This window comes from Novosphingobium sp. BF6 (genome assembly GCF_058273105.1).
In genome coordinates this window covers 2330718-2344849 of record NZ_CM177775.1, presented here as the reverse complement: position 1 = coordinate 2344849, position 14132 = coordinate 2330718, and the positions used below count along the sequence as shown (strand labels likewise).

Below are 14132 nucleotides of genomic sequence, written 5' to 3'. Positions count from 1 at the left end.
GGAAAGGTCCGGATTACCGATGGTCTAGTGACCCGGGTTCAATCGAAACGGTAGAACGCAACATAGCCCAAGTGATCCGACAAAGTCGTTCCGCCGTTTTCGAGACCGAACGGCACTTCCAGCTTCTTCACGGACAGCGTTTCGCCGTTTCCTGCGCGGAAATACTGCTTGTCCTTCGCGCGCTTGATGACCGCCGCTAAATCCGGTGAAGCGACCGGTGCTCCGGCGATGCCTTGGGCTGAGGCTTCCGCGGCGCCCGCGCCCCGGCCGACGAGCGAAGTGGCGGCGGCGATGCGATCGGGATCGTGGCCGACGTTGAAGTCGCCTGCAAAGACCAGGCTGGTGCGAGGGGAAACATGGCTGCGGATGAAGGCGCGGGCCGAGGTCAACTGCAGTCGATAGGCGGCGTTCGCCTTCTCGGTGGATACACCCGAAGCGCTCCGGGAGTTGAGATGGATGTCCGCAACCGCGACCGGCTGCGCATGCCCCGGCAGCCTGATCCAGGTAACCAGCACCCCTTTGGCCGCAAGACAGTCGTAGCCCGCGCAGGCATGGTCGGGATAGGCCATCTTGCGGCTCGCCACGATCGGATAGTCGGACATGATCACCAGCCCGCTGTCTATCCATTTCCCCTCGGTCTCGCCCTTGAACCATGATGGATCGGTGAGCGGCGCGTAGTCGGGCTGTTCAGCCGTTGATTTCGCCAGGGCCTGTACATCCGAAGCGGCGGGTCCTGTCGCGACATATCGGTAACCCGCTTGTTTTGCGATTGCTTTGGCCTCGGGAATGAAGGCTTCCTGAAGCGCGATGACGTCGGGTTGGCGCCCTTGCAGCCGCAAGCCGCGCAGTCGCTTTGCGATTTTGCCCATTGCGGAGGAGCGGCCAAGGGCGGCGGGGAAGGGGAGGCCTTTCACATTGTACGTCATGATCGAAAGGCCTTCATGCGGGGCGGTTGGCGACCTCCCGATTTCTTCGGTGACGGCGGCAGGCAAGGGACGGGCGATGGTGGCGGCAACAATGCCGACCAACAGGGCAATCGTAAAAAATCCAACTCGGTTCACGAGCGCGCACTCCAATTGCGATGTCGCCTAGACTCCGCGGAGACATAATTTCCGCATCGGATTTTTCGGGTGCGGGTCGGAGCCTCGCTCGGAGTCTCTTGGACAGCTCACCGCTTGAGACGCGAAGGGAGGGACTTCCATGTGGCGATTTACAATGATGGGGCGGGCCGGCGCGCTTGTCGCCACTGGCCCTTCGAGACTCGAGGCCTGGATGGAAATGCCCAGGAACATCCCCGGCGACCGTCAGGTCCTGCGTCGGCGCCGCGATGCCGGTGTCAGTCCGGCCATGGAATTTTGAGGGCTGCGATGGTGAACTCTGGCAGACCCTTCGAACATTTGCTCTACGTGATGGAGGAGAGACCGTTTGCGCAGGGAGGACGTGCCATGACGTCGCTCGGTCAGGAAGTGCCGGCGGACGGAGGTTTACGACAGATATGTCTTGCCATGCGCGGGGAGCTTCGCCGTTTCCTGCTGGCGCGCCGGATGAGTGAGGCCGATGCCGAAGACCTCCTGCAGGACCTCTATATCCGCCTGGAAGCGAGCGTTTCCGGGCCGATCCGATCGCCGCGGGCCTATCTCTATCAGATCCTGAACAACATGGCGCATACCAGACGGCGCACCGAAACGCGCCGGCTTGCCAGGGAAGCCGAATGGCACGGTGCGGACGGCGGCGGCGAACAGGCGGACACCTCCCCTAGCGCCGAAGCCGCCTTGGTCGCCCGCGATCAGTTGATGCGTGTCGAGAGCCGGCTGGCGGAACTGCCTGAACGGACGGCTTATGCGTTTCGTCAGTTCAGGATTGAGGGCAGGTCCCAGAAATCCATTGCCGAGGAATTCGATATCAGTCTGAGCGCTGTGGAAAAGCACCTCCAGCGCGCCTATCGCGCTCTGCTTGAGGTGCGTACGCAATTGGAACGAATGCCCGGTGAAGCCGATGGAACAGGAGGGACCGATGGTTCGTCTTGAAGAGGGAAGCGCTCACGAACAGGCGATTGCCTGGCTCGTGCGACTTGCGGACGCGAGCGAGAGCGACTGGATCGAGTTCGCCGAATGGCTGGAAGCGGACGCGCGCAACAACACCGCTTACGAAGAGGTCTGCGATGCGGATCTCGGGCTTGAACCCGCCATGGCCTTGGCCCGGCAGGAAGCGGACGAAGCCGGTTGCGATCCTGTATCTTCCATGTGCCCCGTCACCCCCATCCGTCCGGCTCGGCAGCGGCGCTGGATGTGGCCTGCGATGGCCGCGAGCGTTGCGCTTGCCGCTACTGGGACCTGGGCCGTGATGGCCGGACGGGAACAGTCCTACCTAGTGTCGACCGCGCCGGGGGAGGCCAGGACAATGGCGCTTTCGGACGGCAGCAGGATCATGCTCAACGGCGGCACCCAGGTCGTTCTCAGCAAGTCCGATCCGCGCGTTGCGGAACTCAAGTCGGGCGAAGCGCAGTTTTCGGTGCGCCATGACACGGGCAGGCCCTTTACCCTGACCATCGGATCGCAGCGGATCGTGGATGTCGGCACGGTATTCAACGTCCGCTCGAATGGACGAAGCGTCGAGCTCGAAGTGGCCGAAGGTGCGGTTCGCTTCGAGGATGGAATGACGCGGCTTCGGCTCAATGCTGGCGACACCTTGGCCGTGCGCGGCGACACGCTGGAGGAAGGCAACAAGGCCGTTTCCGACATCGGCGCCTGGACGCGGGGCAAGCTGGTCTACCGCGATGTCCCCCTGATGGACGTCGCAGGTGATATTACGAGAGCGAGAGGTGTTGCCATCGAACTGGGACCGGAACTATCGAAGGCCAGATTCACAGGTGTCATACAATTGGACGGCGATGATGCGGCCTTGCGCAAGCGCCTCGCAATCCTGATCGATGCAAAGGTAATCGAAACCTCCGATGGTTGGTCGATCACACGTTAGCCTGATTGTTCCCGCGCTCTTTGCGGTCGCATTGAATATACCGGAAGCGGCAGGTGCCCAGTCGCAGCGAAAAATCGCTTTCTCGGTGCCTGCCGGAAGGCTTTCCGATGCCCTGCTCGTGCTGGCCGAGCAGGCGGGTGTTTCGATCGCTCTGGGTGATCCAGCTCTCGGGCGCTTGACGACCCGCGGCGTTGCCGGACGCTATGACGTGGCTGAGGCGTTGCGCCGAGTGCTGGCGGGGTCCGGCTACGATTTCCGCATGGTGGATGCGCGGACTGTACGCCTTGAAAGACTGCGCGCGGTCTCGCCGCCGCGTCCTCCCAGGATCGCACCGCCGAAACCGATTACCGAGACGGTCGGGCCGGACATCGTGGTGACCGCAACCAAGCAGAAGCTTGGTCTGGCCGACTATCCGGCCAGTCTGGCCGTCGTCGTGCCCGAGCGTGAAGAACTGGTCAGAGCCGGCGCGCGGGGAACGGGCTATATCCTGGGCAAGTTGCCCGAACTGTCCTCGACCAACCTTGGCCCCGGTCGCAACAAGATCTTCATCCGGGGGATTGCGGATAGCAGCTTCAACGGGACCAGCCAGGCCACGATCAGCCAGTATCTAGGCGATATGCGCCTGATCTACAGCGCGCCCGATCCCGATCTGGCGCTTCATGACATAGCCCGGGTCGAAGTGTTGGAAGGGCCGCAAGGCACACTCTACGGTGCCGGTACGCTCGGCGGGATCATCCGGCTCGTGCCCACGCCGCCGAACCTGTCGGCGACGACGCTGGACGGTGCCTTCGGCCTGCGTTTCACGCAGGACGGCGCCCCTGGGGGCGATGGCGTGCTCGTCGGCAATCTGCCGCTGGTGGCGGATCGTCTCGCGCTTCGCGCGGTGGCCTATCATAGCGTGGAGGGCGGCTATATCGACGATACGGGGCGCGGCCTCAGCGACATCAATCGCAATGTCGTATCCGGCCTGCGCGCGGCGCTTCGCTGGCAGCCGGACGCATCATGGACCGTCGATCTCACGGCGACGGCTCAGGACCTCGATTCCCGCGACGGCCAGTATACCCTGCGCGGCGAGCCGGACCTCGTTCGCTCCTCCGCCATCGCCCAGCCGTTCGACAACGACTACCGGCTGATCGGCCTGACGGTCTCGCGGGACTGGGGGGCCATGCAGCTCGTCTCATCGACCGGCTACGCGCACCACCGCATCGACTCCGTCTTCGATGCGACGCTTGCTCCATCGGTGGCTGTGCGGGAGTATCGGGAAGATGAGACCGTAAAGCTGCTCTCTCACGAAACCCGGGTGAACGGCAGCTGGGGAAACCGGGGAACATGGCTGGGCGGGATCAGCCTCATTCAGAACATCGATCGCGGAGTTCGCAGCCTTGGGGCGCCTGATGCTCTCGCGCAGATCTCCAATGTGGCCAACACCACTCTGGACGCGGCGCTGTTCGGTGAGACGGGCATTCCCCTTAGCGCCGACGTTACCCTGACAGTGGGCGGTCGTTTCAGCTACGTTCGCCAGACGAGCGAGTTCCAAGGCGATTCCCAAGATGCTGGTGGCGCCGATTTCGAGCCCGTCCGCCGGCAGAAGCGTTTCCTGCCATCCGCCGCCCTGTCCTGGAAACCCGGCGCGGGGATCCTCGTCTACGCGCGCTTCCAGGAAGGGTATAGACCGGGCGGACTGCAAGTCGCGGGTTCTACCACCGATCCCACCGCCGATCGCTTCGCGTCGGACCGCATCCAGACGGCAGAGTTGGGCCTGCGTTTCGGCATGGACGAGGGGGCGCGACTTTCCGGCAGCCTGGCCGCTTCGGTAGCCCGCTGGCGCGACATCCAGGCTGACCTCGTGGCGATGGACGGCCTGCCCTACGTCGCGAATATCGGCTCGGGACGGGTCCGCAACGTCGCCGCGACACTGGCCTGGAGACCGATCGATGGCCTGTCGCTGGAAGCGGCAGGTTTTCTGAATTCCAGCAGCCTGTCGCATCCGGCACCCGGTTTCGACAATACGGAAGATCGCGATCTGCCGAACGTCGCGGACGAGGGCTGGCGGACCGCCGCCAAGTTCACGCATGCCGTCGGCCGCGCCAACCTGACCCTGGACACGGCGCTGCGCTACGTCGGGCACTCGAAGCTGGCCATCCTCGCGCCGTTCGCGCTTGGCCAGGGGCGCTACTACGATCTTTCGATGGGCGGGCGGCTGGGCTTCGAGCGTTGGGGGTTGTCCCTCGATTTCGCCAACGTGCTCAACGACCGGGGCAATACTTTCGCCTTCGGAAATCCTTTCAGCGTAACCGGAGGGCGGCAGCAGACACCGATGCGCCCCCGTTCGATCAGGATCGGTATCGATGCCCAATTCTGAAGGCCGCCTGCTCGTCTCCATCCACGATGTCGCGCCCTGTTTCGAGGCGCAGATCGACCGTCTTGTCGAATTGCTCGAAGCCAGGCTGGGTCACGCCCGTTTCGCGATGCTGGTCGTGCCCGACCACTGGGGCAGGGCACCGTTGGCTGAAAGCCCTTCCTTCCAGTCTCGCCTGCGCGGCTGGGCGGCATCCGGCGTCGAGATGTTCGTGCACGGATGGTATCACCGCGACGACAGCAGCCACACCGGCGCCGAGGGTTTCAAGGCCCGCCACATGACGGCGGGCGAGGGCGAGTTTCTCGGGCTTTCCCATGCAGAAGCGCTGGCCCGCATGCGCGACGGCAAGGCGCTGCTGGAAGATATCGTCGGCGTGCCCGTGGCGGGCTTCATCGCGCCGGCCTGGCTTTACGGGCCCGGCGCCCTTGCCGCGCTGGGCGACTGCGGATTCTCCTTGGCGGAAGACCACTTCCGCGTCTGGCGCCCCGGTCGCGAACGGGCGCCGATCGTGCGCGGGCCGGTCATTACCTGGGCCAGCCGCAGCACGATGCGGACCGCATCGTCATTGTTCTTCGCGAGCTTGGCACGTCACGCCTTGCAGGGACAGGGGACGGTGCGCATTGCCGTCCATCCCGGGGATGTCACCAAGCCTTCCATCCTGCGCAGCATCGACAGGACATTGGCGGCCTTCTCGCGCCGTCATGTGCCTTCCCGCTACGCCGACCTGACGCGATGAAATTTTCCTGACCTCCATGTGCGGGTCGATGATGGTGCCGGAGTCATACCGGCATGATCGAACCCCTCAGGATCGTCCTTCCCATCCATAGCTTCGAGCCGGGCGGGGTCGAGCGCGTGGCGCTCAATCTTGCCGTACGCTGGCAGGAGTTCGGACACGACATCGTCGTGGTGTTGGGGCGCGACGAGGGACTGGACCGGCAGAACGCGCCGCGCGGGTTGAACTACTTCACTACCCGCTGCCCCATACCGAGCGGCACTTTCGAGACGCTCTGGATGATGTGGTGCATGATGCGCTATCTTCTGCAATCCCGCGCCGACGTGATCTTCTGTCCCGGCAATACCTACACGGTCGTTTGCGTGGTCATGAAGCTGCTGTTCGGGGATCGCTGCCCGCCGGTGGTCGTCAAGGTCAGCAACGATCTGGTTCGCAAGGACAAGTCTAACTTCCGCAGGGTCTGCTATCGTCTCTGGCTCAAGATCAACGGCCTGATGCTGGAGCGCTTCGTCGCGCTTGCCGAACCCATGGCCGAGGAGATCGCCCTGGGCATGGGCGTCGGAGCGCATCGTATCGTCACGATCCACGATCCCGCCCTCGATCGCCGCCGCTTCGAGCGGCTTCTGGCCATTCCGCGGGATCGCAAGCCGGAACTGCCCCGGCATTTTGTCGCGGTCGGACGACTGGCGCCGCAGAAGAACCTCACGATGCTGCTCCTGGCTTTCGCATCCGGCTTCCGCCCGGGCGACAGGCTAACTATCGTCGGCGGCGGCTCCGAGCGTGCCGCTCTGGAGCGTACCGTGCGCTACCTGGCGCTTCAGGGCACGGTGACTTTCGCGGGGCATGTCCTTTGTCCCGATACCTACCTGCAAGCGGCGGATTGCCTGTTGCTGTCCTCCAACTACGAAGGCGTCCCCGCCGTCGTGATCGAGGCGATCGCGGCTGGATTGCCGGTCATCGCAACGGACTGTTCAAGCAGCATGGCGACCCTGCTGGGCGACGGATCGAGAGGAATTCTGGTGCCGGTCGGCGACAGGGCCGCCATGGCGGCGGCCATCGCCGATCCTGAAGGGCTTCCCACGCCCGAGCCGTTCCTGCGCGCCTATGCCGGTCGCTTTACGCTGGAACAGGCCTCGGCAGCCTATATCGCCGTCCTGCGCGCCGCCGTGCGGCAGGCCGAGCGCATCCAGCGTGAAGTTCTGCCCGAGCTGTCTCGCTGACCTTCGGCCCTCCCAGCTTTTTCGAGAAACGAGGACTGTCCCTTGTCCCAGACTGTAACGCTTGACGCCCCGGCGCCGTATTTTCCTGAGCTTCGTGCCCAGGACCGGGCCTCGCGGCTGCGCATGGCGGCGCTTCTGCCCCTCCTGTTTTCGGTGATCGTCGCGCTTGCCGTCGTTCTGGCCATGCACGGCATGAACCCGGAGCGCATCTTCCAGCTCGTGCCGGCTTCCCCGTCCTTCTGGGTGGTTTTCGCGCTGTTCTATCTGGCAGGCCCGTTCAGCGAATGGGTCATCTTCCGGCGGCTCTGGCGTCTGCCCGTCGGCGGGATCGTGCCCTTGCTGCGCAAGCTCGTGTGCAACGAGCTGCTCTTCGGATATCTCGGTGAGGCCTATTTCTATGCCTGGGCGCGGAGGCGCCAGGCGATGACGGCCACGCCGTTCGGTGCGATCAAGGATGTGGCCATCCTGTCGGCAATGGCTGGCAACGGCGTTACCCTGCTGCTCGTGCTGGCTATGGTTCCGCTGATCCAGGCCAGCGATATCAGCCTCGATCACTCCTCGGTCCTGCTGTCGCTGTGCATCGTGCTGGTCACCTCCATCGCGGCCATGTTCCTGCGCCGCCGGATATTCACGCTGCCGCGCGCGGAACTGCGGTTCATCCTGGAAGCGCATCTCCTGCGGATCGTCGTGACCACCGTGCTTTCGGCGGTGCTCTGGCACATGGTGCTGCCGCAAGTGCCGGTCACTTCCTGGCTTCTCCTTTCGACCCTGCGGCTACTGGTGTCCCGACTTCCCTTCGTGCCGAACAAGGACGTGGCCTTCGCCGGACTCGCGGTGTTCACCCTGGGCCATGAGACCAATATCGCCGCGCTGATGACGATGATGGCCTCGGTCATCCTGCTGGTCCACGTCGTACTCGGCGTCGCGATCGTCCTGACCGATCTCGTGCGCCACATCACCGGCCTGACCGGCGGATCGTCGCCGCGTACCGAGCCGGAAATGCCTGCGAGCTGAATTCCATGAAAATTCTCGACGTTTGCGCATTCTATTCACCGCAAGGTGGCGGTGTCAGGACCTACATCGACCAGAAGCTCCACCTCGCATCGCAGCTCGGCCATGAGGTGGTGATCGTCGCGCCCGGCGATGCATACGCGGTTCTGGACAGGGGGCCGGGCGCGCGGATCGTGACGACGCCGTCTCCCCGCTTCCCTCTCGACAGGAAGTACGGCTACTTCGCCGACGAACAGGCCCTGCACGCCATTCTCGATGCGGAGGCGCCCGACGTCGTGGAAGTCTCCTCGCCCTGGCGCAGCCCGCTGATGGTCTCGCGGTGGCAGGGGGCGGCACTGCGCAGTCTCGTGATGCATGCCGATCCCCTGGCGGCTTATGCCTATCGCTGGTTCGGGCCGGTTTTCTCGACCAGACGGATAGACCGCCAGTTCAACCGCTACTGGGAGCATCTGCGCCATCTGGGCGGGCACTATGACGTGACGGTCTGTGCCAACCGGAGCCTGGCCGAGAGGTTGAGGCAGGGCGGTGTGTGCGGCGTAGCGGTGCATCCGCTGGGGATCGAGGCGGAGACGTTCTCGCCGAACCTGCGGGACGAGGCGCTGCGAAGGACGTTGCTCTCTGCCTGCGGGCTGGACGGGAATGCCCGGTTGCTGGTTGCGGCGGGGCGTCTCGCTCCGGAAAAGCGGTGGCCTATGGTGGTCGAGGCGGTCGCCGCAGCCAGTCGCCGGGTTCCGGTGGGCCTGGTCCTGTTCGGCGAAGGCCGGGAGCGCCGGGCCATCCAGCGTGCGATCGGCGGCAACCCCCACGTCCGCCTGTTCGAACCCATTCGCGACCGCAAGGCGTTTGCCGCGACCCTGGCGAGTGCCGATGCGCTGATCCACGGCTGCGAGGCGGAGACCTTCTGCATGGTGGCGGCCGAGGCAAGGGCGAGCGGGACGCCGGTGATCGTTCCGGATCGCGGGGGCGCCGCCGAACATGCCCGCGACGGTGCAGGCATGCGATATGAAGCGGCCAGCGTTCATGCCGCGTCCGATGCGATCGCAGCCTTCTGCCTGGAACGACGGGGCGCCCTGAGTATGGGCAGCGCCGTCAGCCATGTTGCCGGCGACGTCATCAGTCACAGGGATCACTTCGCCCGTCTGTTCGCGCATTACGAGATGCTGGGGCGGATGCGGGCTGCGGCCTGACCGGAGAAAACGGTTTTCTCCGGAAAACGGCGGGCGCGATGAACGAAAAAACTCCAAATTGCAGATGCGGGTCGAATGCTCCCGTGGAGTCTCTGCGTCATGCGCATAGGATTCCTGTTCAATCACGACCAGACTCACCAGGTCGCTCATAGCCTTCCGATTGCCTTGGCGATGGCTGGACAGGGCTTCTCCGGTGAACTGATCGTCGCCACGACGAACGCTTCGCTGGCCGCGGAAGTGCGCCGGCTGGGCGGCGACCTTATCGGTACGCGCATTCAGCATGTCGAACTTGCTCCTTCGGCCTTTTCCCGAAGGATGGACGCGATCTTCGGGAAAGTGCTTCCAGCGAGCAAGTTGCTCGTCTACCGCGACAACCTCGATTTTTTCAGGAAGCTCGACGTTCTCGTGGTGGCGGAGAAGACATCCCTGCTTCTCAAGAAGCGATACGGTCTTCCTGATCTGGCCATCGTCCATACCCGGCATGGGGCAGGGGATCGTGCCATCGGCTTCGACAAGGCCAGCGCCTGCTTTGATCATGTTCTCTGTTCGGGGGCCAAGATCCGCGACCGGCTTATCGTCGAGGCCGGAGTCGATCCGGACAGGATCAGCCTCGTCGGCTACCCGAAGTTCGACGCGTTGAAGGATTCTCCCGGAAAGCGGTTCCTGCCGGCCGCCGACAAGGTCGTGCTCTACAATCCGCATTGCTCGCCGCATCTGTCGTCCTGGTTCCGGCATGGGCATGGCGTGTTCGAAACCTTTCTGGCCGACGAGCGTAATGGCCTGATCTTCGCGCCGCACGTCATGCTGTTCCAGCGGCAGTTCGTCGTGACGATCGACAAGCTGACCGTCGAGAAACCCGGCGCGATCCCGCAGCGCTTCCTGCGCGGTGAGAACATCAAGATCGATCTCGGAAGCCGCGCTTCCACGGACATGACCTATACGATGGCCGCCGATATCTACCTTGGCGACGCCAGTAGCCAAGTCTATGAGTTCCTGCTGAAGCCCAGGCCCTGCATCTTTCTCAATAGCCAGGGGCACCAGTGGCAGGGCAATCCGAACTTTCTGCACTGGACGGCGGGCGAGGTCATATCCAGCCCCGATGAGCTTCCGGGCGCCATTGCACGGGCGGACGAGCTTCACGAACTGAAGTACCGAAGCGTACAGGAAGCGCTGTTCCGGCAGAGCTTCGATCTTCGCACGAAGCCGTCGTCGGTACGTGCTGCCGAAGCCATTTCCCGATTTGCCGAGCGACATGTGAAGTCGCACCGCCACCTCAAGCTGGTTCCGGCATGAAGTCCCGGGGATGGCATCCGACGGCCGCTTCATCCGAGGATGCAGCAGGTGAAACCGCGAAAGCGCACGGCAATCGCGGTGTCGGGCGAATCTTCGTCTCGCTGGGCATGGTCCTGGGGGGGAAGGCCGGTGCGGGGATCGTCAGTCTCGGCTACCTTCTGCTGGCAACCCGTTTCCTTGGGCCTTCGGACTACGGCGTGCTCGTCCTCGTCCATGCCTATATTACCACCGTATGCGGGATCGTCGAATTCCCGTCCTGGCAGGCGGTCGTTCGTTACGGGGCAGAGGCGCAGCGCCGCGATGAACCCCATCGTCTGGCGCGGTTGCTGCGATACGGGGCCAAAGTCGAACTGATCGGCGGCGGCCTTGCCATCCTTGCCGCCGTCCTGCTCGTTCCGCTCGTAGGGCCGCATCTCGACTGGACCCCCAAGGCGATGGCCTTTGCTCCCTTCTATGCCTTCGCGGTTCTGGGTTCCGTGCGATCGACCCCTGCGGGCTATCTTCAGCTATGCGGCCGGTTCGATCTTCTGGGCCTGCACAATCTGGTGCAGCCGGTCGTTCGCCTGGGCGGAGCGCTGATCGTGATCGCCTGCGGCTGGGGGCTGCGCTCGTTTCTCGTCGCCTGGCTCGTGGCGGCTCTTGCCGAATTCACGGTGCTTTGGGCGATGGGCCTCTGGCTTGCCGCGCGAAATCTCGGCGAGGTCTTGCGGCAGCCGGGCAAGGGCGATGTCGCAGCCGAGAATCCAGGGATATTCAGGTTCCTCATCGCCAGCAATGCCGACGTGACCTTGAGCGAACTGGCCGGGCGCGTGGCGCCGCTGGTCGTGGGTTGGGTCATGGGGCCGGCGATGGCCGGCCTCTATTCCGTCGCTCAGCGGGCTACCGTCATCATTGCCCAGCCCGCACAGATCCTGGGCAATACCGCCTATGCCGAACTTGCGCATGTGGTCGCAGAGGGACACGGCGGTTCCGCGCTTCGCCGTATCCTGGGCAAGATCGTCGGTATCGGACTTCTGGCCGCGATGCCCGTGGTGGCGGTGGTCGCGCTGTTTCCGCGGCAGATCCTGCATCTGCTCGCCGGCGAGGCCTTCATGGGCGCGGCGGGCGTGATGATCGTGCTGGTTCTGGCACGCGCCATCGCCCTGATCGGCCCGCCTTGCAGCTCGGCGATTTCCGCGCTTGGCCACCCGTTTCGTTCCATGGCCGCGAACCTGCTCGCCAGCCTCGTGTTCCTTTCCGCGCTTCCCTGGCTGCTTGCGCATTATGGATTGAGGGGAGCGGGCATCCAGGCGCTGGGCCAGAGCATCGTCGCCAGCGGACTCCTGGTCCTGCTGGTCTGGCGCAGCAGTCTGGACCGGTGAGTGCCATGCGGATTGCCTATATCATCAACTCCGTGGAAGGGGGCGGGGCTGCACTTCCGGTTCCGTCCATCGCCCGGGCCCTTTCCGAGGCGGGAGCGGAAGTCCGGGTCTTCGCGCTCACGCGGCGTGACGGACGGGCGCTGGCGGCCATTGAAGCCGAGGGCCTCGATCCGCTTGTGCGGGACGGCGGGAGCAAGGATCATCTTCACGCCTTGCGCTGGATCATGCGGGAAGTTCGCGCCTGGCGCGCGACCCATCTCTGGACCTCGCTCAGCCGGGCGACTTCGCTCGGTCTCCTCGCCGGTCAGGCCTTGGGGCTTCCGGTCGTTTCCTGGCAGCATGCGGCCTTTCTCAAACCCTGGAACCTGCGCCTGCTACGCCTGCTGCAATCCCGGGCGATGCTCTGGGTGGCGGATTCGCAGACGGTGGCCACCTTCGCGCAGGAGCACATCGGCATCTCCGCAGACCGCCTGGCGATCTGGCCGATCTATGCCGTCGATCCGGCAATGCCGATCGCCCGGCCGCGCCGGGACGGCGAGGTTCTGCGCATCGGCAGCCTCGGGCGCCTGCATCCCGTGAAGGGCTATGACGTGCTGATCGAGGCGCTCGCGCAGTTGCGGCAGAACGGGTTTACCGCGCCGGTGCCCTGGATCCTCGATATCGCCGGAGAAGGCGAAGAGCGGGATCGTCTCCAGTCCCTGGCGCGAGCCGCCGGGCTGAGTGATTTTCGCTTGCCGGGATATGTCGAAGACCCGAAGCGATTCCTGGCGTCCTGCCATCTTTATGTTCAGCCGTCCCGCTCGGAAGGCTTCTGTATCGCCGGTCACGAAGCGATGACGGCCGGCTTGCCGATCATCGCGTCTAGGGTCGGCGAATTGGCCGCCTCGGTCAGGCCCGACACGACCGGCTGGCTTTGCTCCCCGCAAAGTCCGGCCGCACTTGCGGAGTGTCTGAGGCAGGCTCTGAGCCGTCCGGAGCGTTTCCCCAAGATGGGGCGCGCGGCGCGCGCCGATATGCTGGAGCGCTTTTCGCCGCGAGCCTTCTCGCGCACCGGCAGGGCTATCTGCGAGCGTATCCGCCGGTAAGGCGCCGGATATCGAGCGCCAGACCTTTCAGCGAACGGTCGATCGTCTTTACGTCGAGCAGCGTGAAGTCGCCGCATGCGTTGAGCGTATGCATGCCCTCGCATCCGGCCGGAGCGCCCGGCGGAAAAGCCAGCGCCGCGCCGGACGAAGCCGCGAAGTGGTCCGGATCGAGGCGGTCGATCCATAGCGGCCTTATCGCGCCGCCGTAGGTTTGAGAGCAGTCCTGCGTGGGCAGCATGATCCGGCCGCCGAGCACGGTCGGGGCGCCGCCGGGACGGGATGAGGCCTTGTCGCGACGCACCGGATTGGCAGGATGCGGCGTCCAGGGGCCGGTCAGGCTCTCCGCCCAGGCCAGGTGGAGCGAGCCTTGCTTGGTCTCCCGGTCTTCCGCGGAGGAATAGAACAGCCACCAGCGCCCGTCATGGTGCAGGATCGAGGCATCGACGGGCACGCAGTCCAGCGCGATGATGCATTCGGGGCGCCACCGCACCAGATCCTCGCTTCCGCGATAGAGCGTGAGCTTGCCGGACCGATGGGCCTCGGGCAGCATCCAGACGGCGCCTTCGCCCGCGAAGACCTGCGGGTAGGAGAGGTGCCAGGCTTCTTCCAGAACGAGCCGTCGGTCAACGAGCCTCAGCTCGCGGTCGAAAGTCAGCCTTTCGATAACGCCGTGCCGGGTGCGATAGTCGTACTGTTCGGCGAAGGCGTGAAGGTGGGATCCGTCGTCGAAGCCGAAGGGGTCGGCAAGGAAGGTGAACTCGGGCTCCTCGGGGAACCATGCAAGTTCCTGCGGGCCGTAATCGCCCGCAAGCACCCGGTCGAGAGGCCGCGTCACGATCGCGCAGCGCCAGATATCCTTGCGTCTCGGCATGGGATGCGGGTGGCGCAGTCCGCATGGTCCGTCAAG

Annotated in this window: 12 protein-coding genes; 10 read left to right on the top strand and 2 right to left on the bottom strand. The window is 64.5% G+C overall.

The window, feature by feature from the left end:
• Positions 1-38: 38 nt before the first annotated feature.
• Entirely contained in the window at positions 39-1061 is a 1023-nt protein-coding gene (locus AC4D6D_RS11380) for an endonuclease/exonuclease/phosphatase family protein (protein ID WP_491325365.1), read from the bottom strand.
• 384 nt (positions 1062-1445) lie between these two features.
• Here AC4D6D_RS11380 and AC4D6D_RS11375 point away from each other — a divergent pair, with 384 nt between their 5' ends.
• The 10 genes from AC4D6D_RS11375 (at position 1446) to AC4D6D_RS11330 (ending at position 13225) form a co-directional block, all read left to right on the top strand.
• A complete protein-coding gene (locus tag AC4D6D_RS11375; protein WP_491325364.1) occupies positions 1446-2027 on the top strand; it encodes an RNA polymerase sigma factor in 582 nt (193 codons plus the stop codon).
• Positions 2014-2976: a FecR family protein gene (locus AC4D6D_RS11370; RefSeq protein WP_491325363.1), complete on the top strand. Its 963-nt coding sequence runs from the start codon at positions 2014-2016 to the stop codon at positions 2974-2976. The genes AC4D6D_RS11375 and AC4D6D_RS11370 overlap by 14 nt, the downstream gene beginning before the upstream one ends.
• A 31-nt stretch (positions 2977-3007) precedes the next feature.
• A complete protein-coding gene (locus tag AC4D6D_RS11365) occupies positions 3008-5338 on the top strand; it encodes a TonB-dependent receptor (protein ID WP_491325362.1) in 2331 nt (776 codons plus the stop codon).
• Positions 5325-6071 carry a DUF2334 domain-containing protein gene (locus AC4D6D_RS11360; protein WP_491325361.1) on the top strand — a complete coding sequence of 249 codons (747 nt, stop codon included), beginning with the start codon at positions 5325-5327 and terminating at the stop codon, positions 6069-6071. Before AC4D6D_RS11365 ends, AC4D6D_RS11360 begins: the two co-directional genes overlap by 14 nt.
• Before the next feature lie 53 nt (positions 6072-6124).
• Positions 6125-7288, top strand: coding sequence for a glycosyltransferase (locus AC4D6D_RS11355; RefSeq protein WP_491325360.1), 1164 nt, complete (start codon positions 6125-6127; stop codon positions 7286-7288).
• Between the two features lie 42 nt (positions 7289-7330).
• On the top strand, positions 7331-8302 hold the full coding sequence (locus AC4D6D_RS11350; RefSeq protein WP_491325359.1) for a hypothetical protein: 972 nt from the start codon (positions 7331-7333) through the stop codon (positions 8300-8302).
• Positions 8303-8307: 5 nt separating this feature from the next.
• Entirely contained in the window at positions 8308-9486 is a 1179-nt protein-coding gene (locus AC4D6D_RS11345; protein ID WP_491325358.1) for a glycosyltransferase, read from the top strand.
• 99 nt (positions 9487-9585) lie between these two features.
• A complete protein-coding gene (locus AC4D6D_RS11340; RefSeq protein WP_491325357.1) occupies positions 9586-10779 on the top strand; it encodes a hypothetical protein in 1194 nt (397 codons plus the stop codon).
• The gene (locus AC4D6D_RS11335; RefSeq protein ID WP_491325356.1) at positions 10776-12140 is read left to right on the top strand and encodes a lipopolysaccharide biosynthesis protein; all 1365 of its coding nucleotides are present in this window, start codon (positions 10776-10778) and stop codon (positions 12138-12140) included. Before AC4D6D_RS11340 ends, AC4D6D_RS11335 begins: the two co-directional genes overlap by 4 nt.
• A 5-nt stretch (positions 12141-12145) precedes the next feature.
• Positions 12146-13225: a glycosyltransferase family 4 protein gene (locus AC4D6D_RS11330; RefSeq protein WP_491325355.1), complete on the top strand. Its 1080-nt coding sequence runs from the start codon at positions 12146-12148 to the stop codon at positions 13223-13225.
• On the opposite strand, the gene AC4D6D_RS11325 is transcribed toward AC4D6D_RS11330, so the two are convergent.
• Positions 13200-14096: a glucosamine inositolphosphorylceramide transferase family protein gene (locus AC4D6D_RS11325; RefSeq protein ID WP_491325354.1), complete on the bottom strand. Its 897-nt coding sequence runs from the start codon at positions 14094-14096 to the stop codon at positions 13200-13202. The two genes, AC4D6D_RS11330 and AC4D6D_RS11325, sit on opposite strands and share 26 nt — an antisense overlap.
• Positions 14097-14132 lie beyond the last annotated feature (36 nt).

Bases quoted from the DNA above. Each gene is read 5' to 3' on its own strand.
- AC4D6D_RS11325 (WP_491325354.1), bottom strand. From the start codon at position 14,096: ATGCCGAGACGCAAGGATATCTGGCGCTGCGCGATCGTGACGCGGCCT.
- AC4D6D_RS11370 (WP_491325363.1), top strand. From the start codon at position 2,014: ATGGTTCGTCTTGAAGAGGGAAGCGCTCACGAACAGGCGATTGCCTGG.
- AC4D6D_RS11345 (WP_491325358.1), top strand. From the start codon at position 8,308: ATGAAAATTCTCGACGTTTGCGCATTCTATTCACCGCAAGGTGGCGGT.
- AC4D6D_RS11335 (WP_491325356.1), top strand. From the start codon at position 10,776: ATGAAGTCCCGGGGATGGCATCCGACGGCCGCTTCATCCGAGGATGCA.
- AC4D6D_RS11360 (WP_491325361.1), top strand. From the start codon at position 5,325: ATGCCCAATTCTGAAGGCCGCCTGCTCGTCTCCATCCACGATGTCGCG.
- AC4D6D_RS11330 (WP_491325355.1), top strand. From the start codon at position 12,146: ATGCGGATTGCCTATATCATCAACTCCGTGGAAGGGGGCGGGGCTGCA.
- AC4D6D_RS11355 (WP_491325360.1), top strand. From the start codon at position 6,125: ATGATCGAACCCCTCAGGATCGTCCTTCCCATCCATAGCTTCGAGCCG.
- AC4D6D_RS11340 (WP_491325357.1), top strand. From the start codon at position 9,586: ATGCGCATAGGATTCCTGTTCAATCACGACCAGACTCACCAGGTCGCT.
- AC4D6D_RS11375 (WP_491325364.1), top strand. From the start codon at position 1,446: ATGACGTCGCTCGGTCAGGAAGTGCCGGCGGACGGAGGTTTACGACAG.